Genomic DNA, 16,256 nt, shown 5'->3' with positions numbered 1-16,256 from the left:
GGCAGACGACTCCGCTGCAGGGCAAGCGGATTGAGGGGGCGGGTCGTGGGCGGCTCGGCGAAGAGGACCCGGCGGCGCGCCGCCGGGCCCGCGCTGCGGTACGAGCATGTGCCGGGGGCGAGGACCTCGGGCCGGTCGGAGAAGCGGTCAGGGAAATGGTCGGAGAAGCGGTCGGAGAAGCGGGAGCGGGGCAACTGGCTCTTCGGGTCGCTGATGTTTCTCACGGTGACCGTCGTGATCGTGCTGTTCGGCCTCGCCGACATGGCCTGGGGCGAGACCCTGTGGGGCGATGTCGCCCCGGGCTGGCCCGGTGGCGGCTACGGCTTCGCGATCACCATCGGGCTGCTCGCACCGCCCGCCGTCGCCGGCATCATCGCCCCGCTGACGCAGGCCAACTGGAAGAAGGAGACGGCCCGTTCGCTCGGCTGGGCGCTCGCCGTGCTCCCCGGCGTGGCGCTGTCGTGCCTGCTCCTGCTGCTCTGCTTCGGCGCGACCCGGCCCAAGCGCCGCCGCCGCGGCCCGGAGTGCTACGACCACGGGGCGCCCTGCTGGGTCCACGAGCAGTACCCCTATCTGTGGGCACCCGGGATCGCCGCCGCCCTCCTGAGCCTGGCGCTCGGCGGCTGGCTCGTCCACCTCTACTTCAAGCGCCGCAAGGCCCGGCTCACTCCACCCGCGACAAGCGAGCCTTCGGATCCCCCGCATCCGGATCGTCCGACGTGTACGTGAGGTTCTTGCCGTCCGGGCGCAGATAGACCGTGTGGCTCGTCTGGGCGCACTGGCTGCCGTTGCCCTTCGCCCCCTTGCCCGTCGCCACCAGCTCCTTCTCCGTGACCGACTTGAGGGTGAGGACGTCCGTGCAGGTGTTGCCGATCGGGTCGTTCTGCAGGACCGTGCCGACCCGTTCCCCCGGCTTCGCCTGGCGCAGGGTGACCGTGAACGTGCCGAGCGGGATCGTGCCGCCGCTCGCGTCGGCCTTGCCGCTCCACTTGCCGAGGTAGGCCTCGGGGACCTTGCCCGAGGCGGACCCGGTGGAGCCGTCCGAGGGGTCGCTGGGCGTGACAGTCGCCGTCGCCGCCGGGGGACGCTCGCCCGAGTCATGACCCCCCGCCGACTTCTCGTCGTCCGGCAGCATCCCGAAGACGAACACCGAGCCGACCGTGACGGCGGCCATCGCTCCGGCCACGGCGAGCGCGACCGTGCAACTCACCTTGCGGCCGCGCCCGTTCGGCCCTTCGGGCACGGAGGTCGCGGCGACCGAGACCGAGAGCTTCCCGGGGGACGCCTCCTTGGGCGACGCAGCGGCGGGCGGTACCGCGTCGGCGTACGGGGGAGTAGGCGCGTACGAAGGGTCGGGCGGCCCGAAGGACCCCTCCACGGAAGGGGAGTTGAACGCCACGGGCCCGGAGGGCGCGTCCTGCGGGGCGGCCGCTCCCGCGCCGGTGTCCAGGTCCAGGATCCGCACCGCGCTCCGGCTCACCCGCTCCACGACGGGCCCCGGCAGCCAGCCCGCGGCCACCAGCGCCGCCGCGCCCCGCGGCGCGAGGCGGGCGGCGATCTCCTCGGGGCGGGGCCGTGCCGCCGCGTCCTTGGCGAGGCAGGCGGCCGCGAGGTCGCGCAACTCGCCGCCCAGCGCGCCCAGTTCGGGCTCCTCGTGGACGACCTTGTAGAGCAGGGCCGCCGTGGAGTCGCCGGGGAAGGGCGACTCCCCCGTCGCGGCGTAGACCAGGACGGCGCCCAGCGAGAAGACGTCCGCCGCGCCCGTGACGCCCTTGCCGAGGATCTGCTCGGGCGCCATGTAGCCCGGCGAGCCGATGGAGACGCCGGTGGAGGTGAGCGAGGCCGTGCCGTCCGTGGCCCGCGCGATACCGAAGTCGATCAGACGCGGGCCGTCGAGCGTGAGCAGCACGTTCGAGGGCTTCACGTCGCGGTGGACGAGCCCGAGGCCGTGCACGTGCGCCAGCGCCTCGGCGAGGCCCGCGCCCAGGACGCGTACGGAGTGCTCGGGCAGGGGCGCGCCCTCCCGCACCGCCTCGGTGAGCGAGGGCCCGGCCGCGTACCCCGTGGCGACCCACGGCACCGAGGCCTCCGGGTCCGCGTCCAGGACGGGCGCCGTCCAGTCGCCGCCGACCCGGCGCGCCGCGTCGACCTCGCGGCGGAAGCGGGCGCGGAACTCCTCGTCGAGCGCGAAGTGCGGGTGGACGACCTTGACCGCGACGGTGCGCCCGCCCGCGCTGCGCCCCAGATAGACCCGGCCCATGCCGCCCGAACCCAGCCGGCCGAGCAGCCGGTAGGGGCCGATCACGGTGGGTTCGTCGACTTCGAGCGGATGCATGTCCTTGGCCTCCCCCGGACGGGCCTCCCCCAGACGCGCGCCGCCGGACATCCCGTGCGCCGCGCCACTGCGCCTCAGCGTAGTGCGGGAGCCATCGGGGGAACGCCCCCGCCCGCATTCCCCTCTACATGTGAGTAATGACCGTATTGCTCGTCTACGTCCCCGCTCCGAGGTCCCCATGAACCGCCGCCGCCCGTCCACCACCGCCCTCGCCGCGACCGCGGCGGCCCTGGCCTCGGCCCTGCTCCTGTCGGCCTGCTCGTCCGACAAGGGCAAGCCGATGAGCTTCGACAACCCCAAGGCGTCGGACAGCACCACCGGCCAGACGCAGGGCGCGGCGGCCGCCAAGACACTGCTCCCCACCGGCCCCAAGGCGGAGTTCACCACCGAGAACACCCTCGACGACGGCACCAAGATCGGCGTGACGACGCTGAAGGGAAAGAAGTCCGGATTCACCGGCAAGGTGTGGGTCTGGGCGCCCAAGCAGTACTTCGACCCGAAGTACGCGAACAGCGGCTTCCCCGTGCTGATAGCCCTGCCCGGCGGCAACGGCTACCCCAACAATTACTGGATGGGGACCGACCTCAAGCTGCAGAGCAGCATCACCAAGTGGTCCCAGGAAGGCAAGAGCCTGCCGTTCATCGTCGTGATGCCCGTTCTCAATCCGGACGCCAAGAACTATTACGACGGCAGTGATATTCCGGGCCAGCCGAAAATGGGGACGTGGATGACCGATGACGTCCCCGATTTCGTCAAGGCGAATTTCCGTACCTTCAAGTCCCGTGACGGCTGGGCCTTCATGGGCTCCTCGTCCGGCGGTTTCGTCGGCCTGAAGTCGGTCCTCAAGCACCCGGAGAAGTTCCGCGCGGTGATCGCCAGCGGCCCCGACACCGTCCCGGACTCGCCGCTCTGGGCGGGGCACGAGAAGGAGCGCCAGGCCAACAACCCGGAGAAGCTGGCCCGCCACCTCATCAACCGCAAGGGTCCCGAGGTCGACCTCGCCTTCCAGATCGGCACGGAGGAGTCCGGCCAGGCGAACCTGCGCCGCTTCATCCAGACGTACGGAAAGGGCCCCGTGAAGACGAAGCTCAACGTCATCCAGGGCGGCGGCCACAACGCGCGGAGCTACGTCCCCGCCATGGCCGACGGCCCCATCCAGTGGATCAGCAAGCACATGCAGGCGCCGATCCCGAGCAGCTGAGCCACCTACGAGTCGAGGAGCTCCACCCGCACGTCCGCCGGGAAGCCCGTCGTCGGGCCGACCCGGCGGGCGAACTCGGTCACGCCGGCCAGCTGCTCCCCGCCGAAGCGGAAGTCGAGCGTCGTGAAGTACCGCTCGAGGACCCCGGCGTCGAAGGACTCCCAGCGCGCGGCCTGCTCGGCGACCTTCGAGACCTCCGCGAGGGAGAGGTCACGGGAGGACAGGAAGGCCTTGTGCACCTCGCGCACGACCGCCGGCTCCCGGGCCGCGTAGTCGCGCCGGGCCGCCCAGACGGCGAAGACGAACGGCAGGCCCGTCCACTCCTTCCACATCTGCCCCAGGTCGTGGACCTGCAGGCCGAGCCGCGGCGCGTCGATCAGGTTCGCCCGCAGCGCCGCGTCGCCGATGAGGACGGCGGCGTCCGCCTCCCGCATCATCAGGCCCAGGTCGGGCGGGCACGCGTAGTAGTCGGGCCGCACGCCGTACCGCTCGGCGAGCAGCAGTTGCGCGAGCCGCACCGAGGTCCGCGAGGTCGAGCCGAGCGCGACCCTGGCGCCGTCCAGCTCGTCGAGCGGCACCTGCGAGACGATCACGCAGGACATGACGGGGCCGTCGCAGCCGACCGCGAGGTCGGGGAAGGCGACGAGGTCGTCCGCGTTCTTCAGGAACTCGACGAGCGTGACGGGCGCGATGTCGAGTTCGCCCCGGACCAGCTGCTCGCTGAGCTTCTCGGGGGTGTCCTTCGTCAGCTCGAAGTCGAGGAGCGTCCCGGTCCGCGCGAGGCCCCAGTACAGGGGCATGCAGTTCAGGAACTGGATGTGTCCGACCCGGGGCCGGGCAGTGCGGCGGGAGTCGGGCAGCTGTTCGGCGCCCACCCCCTCGGAGGCGTCAAGGGGAGAATTGTCCACATCGGCGAGGCTAGCCCCCATGCGGTACGGTCCTTGCGCTGGGGCCCCGGTGCGCCCCGTCAACCCCGTCGGAAGCCCCGTCAAACCTCCGGGTGACGTGATCTTGCCCCCTATTGCTTTCGGCTGCCTGCGTGCTAAGCTCGCCGCAAGTTGCAGTTTGGTTTCCCTTGCAGTACAGAGCCTGCGGAGCATGTGACCCCGCGGGCTCTCGTCGTTTTCAGACTTATGCAGTTGTTTAAACAATCGCTGGTTCTGGAGCAGGGCAACCCTTTGGCCCAAGGAGGGCTTATGGCTACCGGAACCGTGAAGTGGTTCAACGCTGAAAAGGGCTTTGGCTTCATTGCCCAGGAAGGCGGCGGCCCGGACGTCTTCGTCCACTACTCCGCGATCAACGCGAACGGCTTCCGCTCCCTCGAGGAGAACCAGGCCGTTTCCTTCGACGTGACGCAGGGCCCGAAGGGTCCGCAGGCGGAGAACGTCACCCCGATGTAATCGGACGCCTCACGTGAGTGGGGCGTGTTGATTCCTCCGGTGACTTGATCCGGACATGGATAGCAGTACCCAAGGAGCCCTGCTCCTCCGCTTGCGCGGGGGAAGCGGGGCTCCTGCCTTTTCGGTGCTCTGCGGGTTCGGGGGCTACAGGGCCGCCCTCGCCCGGACCGCGTCCGCCGGGTCCCAGCCCTTGCCGGGGACCGACGCGAGCAGCAGCTTCGTGTAGGGGTCCTCGGGGGCGGTCAGGACGCCGTCCGTCGGGCCCTGCTCCACGACCCTGCCGCGGCGCATCACCAGGACCTCGTCGGTGACGTGCTGGACCACGGCGAGGTCGTGGCTGACGAAGACCAGGGCGACGCCCGTGTCCCCGCGGATCTCGTCGAGCAGCTTGAGGATCTGGGCCTGGATGGACACGTCCAGCGCGGCGACCGCCTCGTCCAGGACGAGGACCCGCGGGTCCACGGCGAGTGAGCGCGCGATGGCGAGGCGTTGGCGCTGGCCGCCGGACAGCTCCCGCGGGCGGGCGCCCGCCTCTCTCGTGCCGAGGCCCACCTGGTCCAGGAGGTCCGTGGCCCTGGTTTCGTCCTTGCCGTGCAGGCGCAGGGCCGTGCGGATGCAGTCCCTCGCGGTGAGCCGCGGGTCCAGGGAGACGTAGGGGTCCTGGAAGACCATCTGGATCTCGCGGGCGCGGGCCAGGCGGGCGGCTCTCCCTCTGGGGCTACGGGCTTCGCGGGGGCGGCCCGCGACGCTGACGGTGCCCTTGTCGGGGGCGATCAGGCCTACGAGCATGCGGGCCACGGTTGTCTTGCCGGAGCCCGACTCTCCTACGATGCCGAGGGCTCCGCCGGGTTTCAGGGTGAACGTCACGTTTTCTGCGGCCTTGTGGCGGCCCCCTCCGGGGAGGGGGTACGTCTTGGTGAGGTTGTTCGCCGACAGCAGGTGTTCGTCTGTCATCCGTGGCTCGCCTTGTCGTTGTCGGTGCTCGGCACCGGGGGTTGTGCCCACCCGTGCCGCCCTGCGGCACGATTGCCCACAACGGGAACGGCACAGTTCACCGTTCCGCCGTCCTCCAGTGGTCGAGTCGGCGGCCGCCGTGTCCCGCATGAATCCTCCGCCTCCCCGCACCTCGACACGAACGGGCAGCCCCGGAACGTGTCCGAGAGCGATGGGGGGCGGCCCGGGATCGGGGTCAGGGATGAGGACTCGCCCAGCGTCGGGGAGCAGGCCAGCAGGCCGCGCGTGTACGGGTGGGCCGGGGTCGTGAACAAGGCCTCTGCCGAGCGGTGTTCGACCACTCGTCCCGCGTACATCACGTACACGCGGTCGCAGTACGCCGCCGCCAGGTGCAGGTCGTGGGTGATCAGGAGCAGGCCCAGGTCGCGGGTGGCGCGCAGGGTGCGCAGGAGGGCGAGGATCTCCGCCTGGGTCGTCACGTCCAGGGCGCTGGTCGCCTCGTCGGCCAGGAGCAGGCGGGGCTCGGCGGCCAGGGCGCCCGCGATGACGACGCGTTGGAGCATGCCGCCGGAGAGTTCGTGGGGGCGTTGGCGCAGACGGCGTTCGGGGGACGAAAGGCCTACCGCTGCCAGGAGTTCCGCCGCGCGGGTGCGGGTCGCGCCGCGTTCCCTGAGGAAGTCACCGATGCGGCGCACCGGGTTGAGGGCGGCCCGCGGGTCCTGGTGGACCATGGCGACGGGGCCCGCCCGGTGGGCGCGGAGCCGTTCGCCGGTGAGGGCCAGGACGTCCGTGTCCGAGGAGAAGCGGACCTCGCCCGTCGTCGTCGCGCCCGGCGGGAACAGGCCGATGGCCGCCTTCGCCGTCGTCGACTTGCCCGAGCCCGACTCGCCCACCAGTCCGACGACTTCGCCCTGTGCCACCCGGAGGGAGACCGAGTCGAGGACCGGGCGCGCGGCACCGGGGACGCGGACGGTGAGGTCGTTGATGTCGAGGAGCGTCATGGCTCACTGACTCCCTAGCCGGTCGGCGGCCCAGACCCCGACCACGTTGAAGGACACGACGACGAGCGCGATGGCGGTGCCCGGCACCATGGCCGGCAGGAGCGCGCCCTGGACGATGGCGGCCTGGCCCTCCTGCACCATCAGGCCCCAGTCCGAGGAAGGGGGTTGGGCGCCGAAGCCCAGGTACGAGAGGGTCGCCAGGGACATCAGGGCCTCGCCGAAGAGGACCACCAGGTAGCCGAGGACGGCCCGCGCCAGGTTGGGGACGACGTGCGCGGCGCAGATGCGGGCGCCGCCCATGCCGAGGACCCGGTAGGCGTCGACGTACGGCTTGCGGGCCTCCGAAAGAGCCAGGGAGCGCGTGTACTTGGCGATCGTCGGGGTGAAGGCGAGGCCGAGCGCGAGGACGGAGGTCGTCGTGCCCGCGCCGAAGACCGCGATGATCAGGACCGTGAAGAGGAGGCCGGGGAAGGCGTACATCACGTCCGTGAGGCGGGAGACCAGGGCGTCGACCCAGCCGCCGCGCCAGGCGGCGAGGACGCCGAGGGTGACGCCGAGTACCGCCGCCACCGCGAGCAGCAGCACCGGCGCGATCAGGCTGGTGCGGGCTCCGTACAGGGCGCGGGAGAGGAGGTCCTGGCCGGAGGAGTCGGTGCCGAGGAGGTGGTCGCCGCCCGTGCCGACCAGCGAGGCCGACAGGTCGATGGCGTCGGGGGCGTAGGGCGCGAGCAGCGGTGCGCACACGGCGGCGACGACCACCAGGGCGAGGAAGCCTCCGGCGATCATGACGCCGACGGGGCGTCGACTGCGTGTGGTCAGTGGTGCCGGGGGGACGGCGGCGGTCGTCATGACGTGGCTCCCTTCACTCTCGGGTCGAGCAGCGGATGCACCAGGTCGACCAGGGTGGTCACGACGATGTAGCCGGTGACCATCAGGAGGAGGACGGCCTGGGCGACCGGGAAGTCGTGGGTGTTGATGGCGCCGACGAGGAGCGAGCCGATGCCGCTGATGCCGAAGGCCGTCTCGACGACGACCGTGCCCGCGAGCATCCCGGCCATGACGAGGCCGCACATGGTGACGATCGGGCCGAGCGCGTTGCGCAGGACGTGACGGCGGATGATGTCGCGCTCCGGGACACCGGACGCGCGGGCCGCCTCCACGTGCTCGGAGGCCGCGGCGTCGGCCATGGCCTGGCGCGTGACCCGGCTGATGACCGCGAGCGCGCCGAGCGCCAACGACAGGGCGGGCAGGGTGAGATGGTGCAGCGTGCCGGTGAACCCCTCGCCGCTGCCGGTGACCGGGAACCAGCCCAGCTGGACGCCGAAGAGCGAGACGAGCGCGATGGCGGCGACGAAGGACGGGACGGACGCGGCGAGCGTCGTGCCGCCCACGACGAGCGAGTCGACCCAGGTGGAGCGCTTCACGGCGGCGAGGATGCCCGCGCCGACGCCGAGGACGACGAACAACACGGTGGCGTACGCGACGAGTTGGAGGGTGCTCGGGAAGCGGGCGGCCACCAGGTCGGACACCTGGTCGCCGTACTTGAAGGAGCGGCCGAGGTCGAGGTGGACGCAGTCCCACAGCCAGCGGCCGTACTGGACGACGAGCGGCTCGTCCAGGTGGTACTGGGCGCGGACGGTGGCCAGGCGCTCGGGGGTCAGCTTGTCGCGGCCGCCCGCGAGGAACACCGCCGGGTCGCCGGGCGCCGCGTACACGGCGGCGAAGATGACGAACGACGCGGCGAAGAGGGTGGCGAGCAGGCCGAGCAGGCGGCGCAGCACCCGGGGGACGAGTGGTGTCATGGCGCTCATCTAGCCCTTCTTCCGGCCCAGTTCGGCGGCCCAGGGGTAGTAGAGGTAGGACTGCGAGGCGGGCGGGCCCGTCAGGCGGTCGTCGAGGACGAGCGCGGAGGGCACCTGCGCGAGCGGGATCCACACGGCGGCGTCCACGAAGCGGCGCTGCACGTCGACGGCGAGGCCGGCGCGCTTCGCGTCGTCGAGGGTGCCCAGAGCGCGGTGGACCAGCTTGTCGTACGTGGCGTCCTTGAAGCCGACCCAGTTGTTGGAGGAGTCGGAGAGGCCGTTGTCGTAGAAGCCCATGGGGTCGGCCTTGGAGATGTACCAGTCGCCGACCAGGACGTCGATGTCGGCGCGGGCCTGCGGATCGCTGTAGAACTCCTCGAACTGGGCGGTCGGCACGGTCTTGATCTGTCCCGTGAGGCCGATCCGCTGGAGGGCGGCGCGCACGGCGTTGGCGACGACGGTGCGGCCCTGGCTGCTGTCGGCGCCGATGACGATCGGGTCGGTCGGCGCGCCGGCGGACTTCACCAGCTTCTTGGCCTCGGCGAGGTCGTCGGCGGTGGGCGAGGCGGGCGCAGCGTCCGCCAACTCCTGCTGGGCCGCGGTGAATCGGGGCCTCTCGTACCCCCACGCGCCGGACCCGACGGGCGCGGCCCAGGGCTGGACGAGGCCGCCGTAGCCGGACCGGGCGATGCCTTCGCGGTCGATGGCCAGGGAGAGGGCGCGGCGGATCTGCGGGTCCTTCAGGCCGCCGCGCGCGGTCGGGATGAGGACGAGCGAGGCCGTGGAGGGTCCGTAGTGCTGGTCGAGGCCCTCGGCGCCGCGCAGGGCGGACGCGGTGTTCGGCGACTCGGCGTACGTCCCGTCGGCGGCGCCCGTCCTGAGGGCGTTGACCAGGGCGCTGTCGGAGGCCCAGCGGAAGGTCACCCGGCGGGTCAGCGGCTTCTTGCCCCAGTACCCGTCGTACGCCGTGATGGTGAGGGAGTCGCCGGACTTCCAGCCGGACAGCGCGTACGGACCCGAGCAGGCGTCACCCTGTCCCGGGGTGCCGAACTCCTTTCCCGCGGCGGTGACCTGCTCCTTGTTCCAGACGATGCCCGCGTCACCGGCGAGCGCCTTGGTGAAGAGGGCGTCGGGGGCCTTGAAGCGGATGGTGATCTCGCGGGCGCCCGTCTTCTTCATGGAGCGGACGTTGCCGAACTCGTCGGCCTGTTCCATGTCGGGGTCGGCGTGCCGCTTCAGGCTCCACAGGACGTCGTCGGCGGTGAGCTTCGAGCCGTCGTGGAAGGTGACGCCGTCGCGGACGGTCAGGACGAGGGTCCTGTCGTCGGGTGTGCGGGCCTTGGCGGCGAGGAGCGGCTCGACGCTCATGTCGGGCTGGAGCTGGTAGAGCCGCTCGCAGACGTTGGTCAGGACGACGCGTCCCGCGCTGGAGCCCTGGGTGTCGAGGTCGAGCGAGTCGGGCTCGTCCTCCAGGAGCCAATTGACCTTGTCCTGACTCCCCTTGGCGGCGGGCGTCGTGGCGGTGAGCTTCAGCTCGGCGGCGTCGGCGGGGTCGCCGCCGAGCGCGGAGGTGTCGGCGCCGCTGCACGCGGCGGTGGCGAGCAGGGCGGTGGCGGCGAGGCCCGCCGCGGCGGCGCGGCCTCCCCTGAGCGCGCTGCTTCTCGGTGCGCTCATGAGGCGTCTCCGTACGGGCCGTCGTAGAGGTTCCAGGGCATGTGCTGGTAGTCGCGGTCGCACGGGGTGCCCGCGGTGACGTGGTAGTCGCCGCTGGTCAGGTCCGCGCAGGAGGAGACGAGCGTGGTCCAGCGCCGGACCGCGGGGCGGCGCGGGTCGGGGTGGGTGCACAGCGACTCGGGCAGGCCGAGGTGGTCGGACATGGCCTGCTTGATCAGCTTCAGGGACTCGTCGGGCCCGGTGGAGGAGCGCAGCGCCCGCAGCCCCTGTTCGGCGCGCGGGACGCGGACGAGGGAGTCGGGGGACAGGGGGCGGTAGCCGTCGGCGAGGGCGGCGGGGATGCCCGCCTGGTAGTGGTTGCCGTGCACCAGGAGGCCGTCGGTGGGGTACATCCAGCCGTGCCCGGCGGGCGTCGTCTCCAGGTCGATGGCGAAGCCCTCGCGGCAGGTCAGCAGGGCGTTGCTGGCGATGTGGGCGCGGGTGCGGCACAGCACGTCGAGGGCGTCGGTGACGGTGGCCTGGTCCAGGACGCTGCGGCGCACGACGGTCTGCGGCAGGCCGACGGCATCGCTGAAGCGGCCGCCGAGGCCGTTGGCGTTGAGGGCGATGCCCGCGGAGTTGGCGCCCTGGCGGCCTATCTGGCCCGCCTCGACCTGCATGATCAGGGTGGGCTTCGGGGGCTGCACGACGCGGAGCATGACGACGGTGTCGGCGACACCCGCGCGCCAGTCCCAGTTCTGGCCGGCGTACACGTGGCCGTCGCCGCTGGCTTCCGAGAAGGCGGCGAAGGAGGTGCAGCCCTCGGCGGGTTCCTCCTCGGCCGCCCTCCCGGAATCCGCCGCCCTCCCGGAATCCGCCGCCATCTCGGAATCCGCCGCCATCTCGGCGAACGACTTGTCGTAGATGACCTCGCCGCGGGCGTTCAGCGCGAGCACGTCGAGCAGGGTGACGCCGGCGCCCTCGGCGATGCCCCGCATCTCCTCGACGAGGTGGGGGGCGTAGTCGCGTACGGGCTCCAGCCAGCGGGCGGCCCGCGCGGTGACGCGGTCCCAGGTCAGCCCGGCGGACTGGCCGAACGCCTCCTCGTAGTAGCCGAGCGCGGCGTGGAGCTGGGGGCGGACGGCCTCGCCGTACCGGCGGCCGCGGTCGGTCGGTGTACCGGAGATCTCGATCACGGGGAGCGTGCGGGGTGCCATGGTTCTCCTAGCGACGGGGAGGTCCGGCAACCGACGTGCTGTAACGTCGATTACGAGATCCTCTCCCCTTGGAATGCGTTGCCCAGGAGAGTAACCGCCGTCACACGAGAGTCAATAGCTGTAATGGAAATTTCAGAGGGCGTGGAGCGGCTGCGCGCCGCCGTACGCGACCAGTGGGAGACCCTGTCCGCCTCGGAGCGCGCGGTCGCCCGGTACCTGGCGAGCGCGCCGCCCGAGTCGCTGCTCTTCGCCAGCGCGCAGGAGCTCGGCACGGCGACCGGCACCAGCAACGCCACGGTCGTGCGCGCCCTGCAGCGCCTCGGCTACGCCGGACTGCCCGCGCTCAAGCGGGAGTTGGCCTCGGACTTCACCTCCGCGGTGGCGCCGGAGGTCCGCCTCAAGCGGCGCATCGCGCATGTCGGCCGGGACCTCGGCGACATCTGGGGCGAGGTCTTCGACGAGGCGCAGGAGCGCATCGAGCACGCCCGCAGGCTCACCCCGGACGACGCGCTGCGCACGGCGGTCGAGGCGCTCGCGGAGGCCGCCGAGATCCACTGCTACGGCGTGGCCGCCTCCGAACTGGCCGCCCGGCACCTGGCGTTGGCGCTCGGCCGCATCGGGCGCCGCTCCCGGTACACGGGCGCGACGGGCTTCGCGCTCGCCGACGCGCTGCTCGGCATCCGTCAGGGCGACGCGGTGGTGATCTTCCAGCCGGGGCGGGCGCTGACCGAGCTGACGGTGCTGATCGAGCGGGCGCGGGCGGTCGGCGCGCGGGTCGTTCTCGTCACGGACGAGCTGGCGGAGCTGTACGGGGGGCGGGTGGACGCGGTTCTCACGGCGCCGCACACGCCCACGGGGATCACCACGGAGGCGTTGACGGCACTGGTGGTCGCCGATGCGGTCCTGCTGGCGCTGACCACGCTCGACGAGGCCCGGGCGGTGGACACCTCACATCAACTGACGGCGCTGAGGGAGCAGTTGCTGGAGGCCAAGCCCCGGAAGGGGTGAGCGGGCCCGTCGCCGGGCGCGGGTCCGGGGTGGCCGTCGCCGTCGCGGGCCTACACGTGCTGCATGATCACCACGAACGTCGTACCCGGCTCCAAGGCCTCGTACGCGTGCGGGACGTCGGCGCGGTACGACATGTAGTCGCCGGGGCCCAGCTCCACCGTCTCGTCGCGCGGGCCCGCGAGCAGTCGGCCCGTGCTCATGACCAGGTGCTCCACCGTGCCGGGCAGGTGCGCGTCCGACTCGCGCGCGGGCCCCGGCTCCATGGCCCCCCGATAGAGGTCGCGCCGCACTCCGCCCGGGCTCGCGGACAGCAGCGTGCCCACGTACGAGGAGTTCTCGGCGCGCATGGCCGCGCCCTCGCCCGCGCGCACCACCGTCACCGCGAGATCCGGTGACTCCACGAGCACGCTGAACGGCACGCCGAGCGCGACGGCCAGCGCCCAGAGCGTCTCCATGCCGGGGTTGCCGGTGGCCGCCTCCAGCTGGGAGAGCGTGGACTTCGCGATGCCGGCGCGCTTGGCCAGCTCGGAGAGGGAGAGCCCGGCCTTCGTACGCTCGCGGCGCAGGGCCGCGGCGACCCACTCACGGGGCATGCGGGACCCGCCGCTGTTGGTCGTCACGTCTTTCACTCCTGGTTCTCCGCGCCTGCCGACACCCGTGCCGACGGGTGTGCCGCGACCTTCCGTTCGCCACAGGGGACCGTATGTTCGGCTTGACGAACGCCCCCCACTCCGCCCATCCTACGACACATGCGTTCGCCTCATCGAACAAAGAGTCCGCCAGAGCGAACGGGCGGGGGTTTCGTCCGTCTCGCCGACCTGCCGCCCGGCGTCCTGCGCGACATCGCGCTCGTCTGGCTCGCCGACGCCGTCGTCGGCGTCTCCTTCGGCGCCATCGCCGTCGCGGGCGGGCTCCCCCTCTGGGTGCCGGTCGTCATGTCACTGCTCGTGTACGCGGGCTCCGCCCAGTTCAGCGCGGTCGGGATCCTGGCCGGGGGCGGCGGGCCCGTGGCCGCCGCGGCGACCGGCCTGCTGCTCAACTCCCGTACCGCCGCGTTCAGTCTGGCCCTCGCCGACGACCTCGGCCGGTCCTGGGCGGCGCGGCTGATCGGCGCGCACCTCGTCACGGACGAGACCGCCGCGTTCGTGCTCGCACAGGAGGGGCGGGCGCGGCGCAGGGCCGCCTTCTGGATATCCGGCGTCGGGCTGTTCGCCGCCTGGAACCTCAGCGTGCTCGTGGGCGCCGTCGCCGGGTCCGCGCTCGGCGACACCGACCGGTTCGGTCTCGACGCCGCGTTCCCCGCGGTGCTGCTCGCGCTGGTGCTGCCCGCGCTGCGCGGTGACGGCGGGGCGCGGCGGGCCTCGGCGGCCGGCGCCGTCGTCGCGGTCGCCGCCTCGCCTCTCCTGCCCCCGGGGGTGCCGGTCCTGCTCGCCCTGCTGGGGCTGCTCGCGGCGCGCCGCGGGCCCCGTCGGCCCCGCCCCCGTACCGCCGCTTCGAGGAGCACCCCGTGAACGCCACGCTCGCCTGCGTCCTGGCCCTCGCCACGGGGACGTACGCCTTCCGCCTGGCCGGTCCCGTGCTGCACGGACGGTTCGAACTCCCGTCCCGTGTCCAGGAGTTGCTGGCGGTCGGCGCCACGGTCCTGCTCGTCGCGCTGCTCACCACCGGCGCGCTCACCGACGGGCGGGAGTTCGCGGGGTGGGCCAGGCCCGCCGGGGTGCTCGTCGGCGGGGCGCTCGCCTGGCGCGGGGCGCCGTTCGCCGTGGTCGTGGTGGGCGCCGCGGCGGCTACCGCGCTGCTGAGGCTTGCGGGGGTCGCGTAGCGTAGAGGGACTCCACGACCTGTGCGTACCGTTCCGTCACCGCCTGCCTGCGGACCTTCAGGCTCGGCGTGAGAAGGCCGCCCTCCACCGTGAAGTCCTCGTCCAGGACGGCGAATTCGCGGATGCGGGCCGGGCGCGAGACGGTGGCGTTGGCGGCGTCCACGGCTTCCTTGACGAGGGCGCGAACGCGCGGGTCGCGGGAGAGCGGCTCGGTGAGTGCGATCTTCTCCCTCGCCGCCCACCCCGCGACCTCCTCCGCGTCCAGCGTGACCAGGGCGACGGGGTAGGGGCGCCGGTCCCCCACCATCACCGCGCGCGAGACGAACCGTGAGTTCTGGACGGCGAGTTCGCTCAGGGACGGGGTGAGGTTCTTGCCGCCCGAGGTGATGATGAGGTCCTTCTTGCGGCCGGTGACGGAGAGGAAGCCGTCGTCGTCCAGCACCCCCAGGTCCCCGGTGTGCAGCCACCCTTCGGCGTCGACGGCGTCGCGGGTGGCCTGCGGATCGTTGTGATAGCCGGGGAAGACCATGGGGCCGCGGGCCAGGATCTCGCCGTCGTCGGCGATGCGCAGCTCGACGCCGTCGACGGGGCGGCCGACGGTCCCGTACCGCACGGAACCGGGGTGGTTGAGGGTGAGGACGCCGGCCGACTCCGTCATCCCGTACCCCTCGTAGACGGCGATGCCGCAGGCCCGCAGGAAGTCGACGGTGTCCGGCGCGATGGGCGCGCCGCCGGTCAGCGCCCACCTCACCCGCCCGCCGAGCGCCTGCCGGACCAGGCCGTAGAGTGCCTTGTCGGCGGCTTCGTACGCGTCCTGGAGCTCGGCGGGCAGCACGCCGTCGGCGGCGAGGACCCCGATGCGCACGGCCTCCTCGAACCGCTCGCGGCCGCCCTCCTGCGCCTCGGCGAGGGACAGCACCACGGACCGCACCTTCTCGAAGAGGCGTGGCACGGACGGCAGATGGGTGGGCCGCGCCTCGGCCAGCTCGGAGACGACGTCCTCGATGCGGCCCCCGAAGAAGGTGAGCGTGCCGCCCTCCAGGAGGCTGGTGAACTCGACGAGCTGGGCGAGGAGATGGGCGAGCGGCAGATAGAGGTACGTGGAGTCCCCGGGCCCGCCGTCGATGAGCGGCACGGTGGCGGCCTGCACGGCGAGCAGATTGCCGTGCGTGAGCAGGCACCCCTTGGGGAGCCCCGTGGTGCCGGAGGTGTAGATGATGGTGGCGAGATCCTGGGGCCCGCGCGCGTGGGCGCGGGCCAACAGGTCGGCGAGCGGGGCGAGTCGGCGGGTGTCACCCGCCGCCAGAACGGCGTGCGCCCCTGCGGGCGGCGCGCCCGCGGTCGTCGCCGCGCCGCCCCCGGGTCCCGCGCCCTCCCCCTCCCCCGTCATCAGGACCACGTGCCGCACCCCCGGCAGGCTCCCCCTCAGCCTCTCCACCTTCTCCGCCTGGGCGGGGTTCTCGCAGATCACCACCGACGTGCCCGAGTCCGAGAGCACCCACGCGAGCTCCTCGTCGCCCGCCGTCGGGTAGACCGGGACCACCACCGCGCCCGTGGCCAGCGTGCCGAAGTGGGTGCGGGTCCATTCGGGGCGGGTCTCGGCCAGGATCGCCACGCGGTCGTCGGGGCGGACGCCGAGCGCCAGCAGGGCCCTGCCCACCCGGCGCGCCTCGTCCCTGAGGCCGGTGTACGACAGCTCCGTCCACGCCCCGTCGCGCCAAAAGCGCAGGGCGGGCAGGTCGCCGTGGCGCTCCGCCGTCCACTCCGCCAACAGGGCGAGGGAGGAGGGGAGTTCAGGGGGCGCGGATGCCTTCTTGTTCGTCTGCTCCATTCCTACGACGCTAAGGAGCGCCGCACGGCCAC

The 16,256-nt window shown here is 72.4% G+C and carries 16 protein-coding genes; 6 read left to right on the top strand and 10 right to left on the bottom strand.

The window, feature by feature from the left end; all coding sequences use genetic code 11:
* The first annotated feature begins 45 nt into the window (after positions 1-45).
* Positions 46-729, top strand: a complete 684-nt coding sequence (locus ACZ4D5_RS16765) for a hypothetical protein (protein WP_467773132.1) — start codon at positions 46-48, stop codon at positions 727-729.
* Here ACZ4D5_RS16765 and ACZ4D5_RS16760 read toward each other — a convergent pair.
* Positions 665-2,335, bottom strand: coding sequence for a serine/threonine-protein kinase (locus ACZ4D5_RS16760; protein ID WP_467773131.1), 1,671 nt, complete (start codon positions 2,333-2,335; stop codon positions 665-667). The genes ACZ4D5_RS16765 and ACZ4D5_RS16760 overlap by 65 nt on opposite strands.
* Positions 2,336-2,513: 178 nt before the next feature.
* Here ACZ4D5_RS16760 and ACZ4D5_RS16755 point away from each other — a divergent pair, with 178 nt between their 5' ends.
* A complete protein-coding gene (locus ACZ4D5_RS16755) occupies positions 2,514-3,536 on the top strand; it encodes an alpha/beta hydrolase (RefSeq protein WP_467773130.1) in 1,023 nt (340 codons plus the stop codon).
* A gap of 5 nt (positions 3,537-3,541) precedes the next feature.
* Here ACZ4D5_RS16755 and ACZ4D5_RS16750 read toward each other — a convergent pair whose 3' ends face one another.
* Positions 3,542-4,336 (bottom strand): menaquinone biosynthetic enzyme MqnA/MqnD family protein, encoded by a 795-nt coding sequence (locus tag ACZ4D5_RS16750; protein ID WP_467773572.1) that lies wholly within the window; start codon positions 4,334-4,336, stop codon positions 3,542-3,544.
* A gap of 396 nt (positions 4,337-4,732) precedes the next feature.
* On the opposite strand from ACZ4D5_RS16750, the gene ACZ4D5_RS16745 reads away from it, so the two are divergent.
* Entirely contained in the window at positions 4,733-4,936 is a 204-nt protein-coding gene (locus tag ACZ4D5_RS16745; RefSeq protein ID WP_006138897.1) for a cold-shock protein, read from the top strand.
* A 144-nt stretch (positions 4,937-5,080) separates the two neighbouring features.
* Here the strand turns inward: ACZ4D5_RS16745 and ACZ4D5_RS16740 are convergent, their stop codons facing one another.
* From ACZ4D5_RS16740 to ACZ4D5_RS16715, 6 genes are read right to left on the bottom strand one after another with little or no spacing between them, the layout of a single operon-like run.
* A complete protein-coding gene (locus ACZ4D5_RS16740) occupies positions 5,081-5,890 on the bottom strand; it encodes an ABC transporter ATP-binding protein (RefSeq protein WP_467773129.1) in 810 nt (269 codons plus the stop codon).
* Positions 5,887-6,891 (bottom strand): ABC transporter ATP-binding protein, encoded by a 1,005-nt coding sequence (locus ACZ4D5_RS16735; RefSeq protein WP_467773128.1) that lies wholly within the window; start codon positions 6,889-6,891, stop codon positions 5,887-5,889. Before ACZ4D5_RS16735 ends, ACZ4D5_RS16740 begins: the two co-directional genes overlap by 4 nt.
* 3 nt (positions 6,892-6,894) lie before the next feature.
* Positions 6,895-7,740, bottom strand: coding sequence for an ABC transporter permease (locus ACZ4D5_RS16730; protein ID WP_467773127.1), 846 nt, complete (start codon positions 7,738-7,740; stop codon positions 6,895-6,897).
* Complete coding sequence (locus ACZ4D5_RS16725; protein ID WP_467773126.1) at positions 7,737-8,702, bottom strand: ABC transporter permease; 966 nt, start codon at positions 8,700-8,702, stop codon at positions 7,737-7,739. The genes ACZ4D5_RS16730 and ACZ4D5_RS16725 overlap by 4 nt, the downstream gene beginning before the upstream one ends.
* On the bottom strand, positions 8,703-10,367 hold the full coding sequence (locus ACZ4D5_RS16720; protein ID WP_467773125.1) for an ABC transporter substrate-binding protein: 1,665 nt from the start codon (positions 10,365-10,367) through the stop codon (positions 8,703-8,705).
* Positions 10,364-11,563: a C45 family autoproteolytic acyltransferase/hydolase gene (locus tag ACZ4D5_RS16715; protein ID WP_467773124.1), complete on the bottom strand. Its 1,200-nt coding sequence runs from the start codon at positions 11,561-11,563 to the stop codon at positions 10,364-10,366. The genes ACZ4D5_RS16720 and ACZ4D5_RS16715 overlap by 4 nt, the downstream gene beginning before the upstream one ends.
* Positions 11,564-11,686: 123 nt before the next feature.
* On the opposite strand from ACZ4D5_RS16715, the gene ACZ4D5_RS16710 reads away from it, so the two are divergent.
* A complete protein-coding gene (locus ACZ4D5_RS16710) occupies positions 11,687-12,571 on the top strand; it encodes a MurR/RpiR family transcriptional regulator (RefSeq protein ID WP_467773123.1) in 885 nt (294 codons plus the stop codon).
* A 50-nt stretch (positions 12,572-12,621) separates the two neighbouring features.
* On the opposite strand, the gene ACZ4D5_RS16705 is transcribed toward ACZ4D5_RS16710, so the two are convergent.
* Positions 12,622-13,164, bottom strand: a complete 543-nt coding sequence (locus ACZ4D5_RS16705; protein ID WP_467773571.1) for a helix-turn-helix domain-containing protein — start codon at positions 13,162-13,164, stop codon at positions 12,622-12,624.
* A gap of 156 nt (positions 13,165-13,320) precedes the next feature.
* Here ACZ4D5_RS16705 and ACZ4D5_RS16700 point away from each other — a divergent pair, with 156 nt between their 5' ends.
* Together ACZ4D5_RS16700 and ACZ4D5_RS16695 are read left to right on the top strand one after the other, a co-directional pair.
* A complete protein-coding gene (locus tag ACZ4D5_RS16700; protein WP_467773122.1) occupies positions 13,321-14,082 on the top strand; it encodes an AzlC family ABC transporter permease in 762 nt (253 codons plus the stop codon).
* The gene (locus tag ACZ4D5_RS16695; RefSeq protein WP_467773121.1) at positions 14,079-14,393 is read left to right on the top strand and encodes an AzlD domain-containing protein; all 315 of its coding nucleotides are present in this window, start codon (positions 14,079-14,081) and stop codon (positions 14,391-14,393) included. The genes ACZ4D5_RS16700 and ACZ4D5_RS16695 overlap by 4 nt, the downstream gene beginning before the upstream one ends.
* Here ACZ4D5_RS16695 and ACZ4D5_RS16690 read toward each other — a convergent pair.
* Positions 14,359-16,224 carry an AMP-dependent synthetase/ligase gene (locus ACZ4D5_RS16690; RefSeq protein ID WP_467773120.1) on the bottom strand — a complete coding sequence of 622 codons (1,866 nt, stop codon included), beginning with the start codon at positions 16,222-16,224 and terminating at the stop codon, positions 14,359-14,361. The two genes, ACZ4D5_RS16695 and ACZ4D5_RS16690, sit on opposite strands and share 35 nt — an antisense overlap.
* Positions 16,225-16,256 lie beyond the last annotated feature (32 nt).

The sequence above is a fragment of the Streptomyces sp. NPDC025651 genome (assembly GCF_055558735.1).
Note: the sequence above shows the minus strand (reverse complement) of the source record. Positions and strands in the feature narration are given on the sequence as shown.

Bases quoted from the DNA above. Each gene is read 5' to 3' on its own strand.
- ACZ4D5_RS16760 (WP_467773131.1), bottom strand. From the start codon at position 2,335: ATGCATCCGCTCGAAGTCGACGAACCCACCGTGATCGGCCCCTACCGG.
- ACZ4D5_RS16755 (WP_467773130.1), top strand. From the start codon at position 2,514: ATGAACCGCCGCCGCCCGTCCACCACCGCCCTCGCCGCGACCGCGGCG.
- ACZ4D5_RS16750 (WP_467773572.1), bottom strand. From the start codon at position 4,336: ATGCCCCTGTACTGGGGCCTCGCGCGGACCGGGACGCTCCTCGACTTC.
- ACZ4D5_RS16745 (WP_006138897.1), top strand. From the start codon at position 4,733: ATGGCTACCGGAACCGTGAAGTGGTTCAACGCTGAAAAGGGCTTTGGC.
- ACZ4D5_RS16740 (WP_467773129.1), bottom strand. From the start codon at position 5,890: ATGACAGACGAACACCTGCTGTCGGCGAACAACCTCACCAAGACGTAC.
- ACZ4D5_RS16735 (WP_467773128.1), bottom strand. From the start codon at position 6,891: ATGACGCTCCTCGACATCAACGACCTCACCGTCCGCGTCCCCGGTGCC.
- ACZ4D5_RS16730 (WP_467773127.1), bottom strand. From the start codon at position 7,740: ATGACGACCGCCGCCGTCCCCCCGGCACCACTGACCACACGCAGTCGA.
- ACZ4D5_RS16725 (WP_467773126.1), bottom strand. From the start codon at position 8,702: ATGAGCGCCATGACACCACTCGTCCCCCGGGTGCTGCGCCGCCTGCTC.
- ACZ4D5_RS16720 (WP_467773125.1), bottom strand. From the start codon at position 10,367: ATGAGCGCACCGAGAAGCAGCGCGCTCAGGGGAGGCCGCGCCGCCGCG.
- ACZ4D5_RS16715 (WP_467773124.1), bottom strand. From the start codon at position 11,563: ATGGCACCCCGCACGCTCCCCGTGATCGAGATCTCCGGTACACCGACC.
- ACZ4D5_RS16710 (WP_467773123.1), top strand. From the start codon at position 11,687: ATGGAAATTTCAGAGGGCGTGGAGCGGCTGCGCGCCGCCGTACGCGAC.
- ACZ4D5_RS16705 (WP_467773571.1), bottom strand. From the start codon at position 13,164: ATGCCCCGTGAGTGGGTCGCCGCGGCCCTGCGCCGCGAGCGTACGAAG.
- ACZ4D5_RS16700 (WP_467773122.1), top strand. From the start codon at position 13,321: ATGCGTTCGCCTCATCGAACAAAGAGTCCGCCAGAGCGAACGGGCGGG.
- ACZ4D5_RS16690 (WP_467773120.1), bottom strand. From the start codon at position 16,224: ATGGAGCAGACGAACAAGAAGGCATCCGCGCCCCCTGAACTCCCCTCC.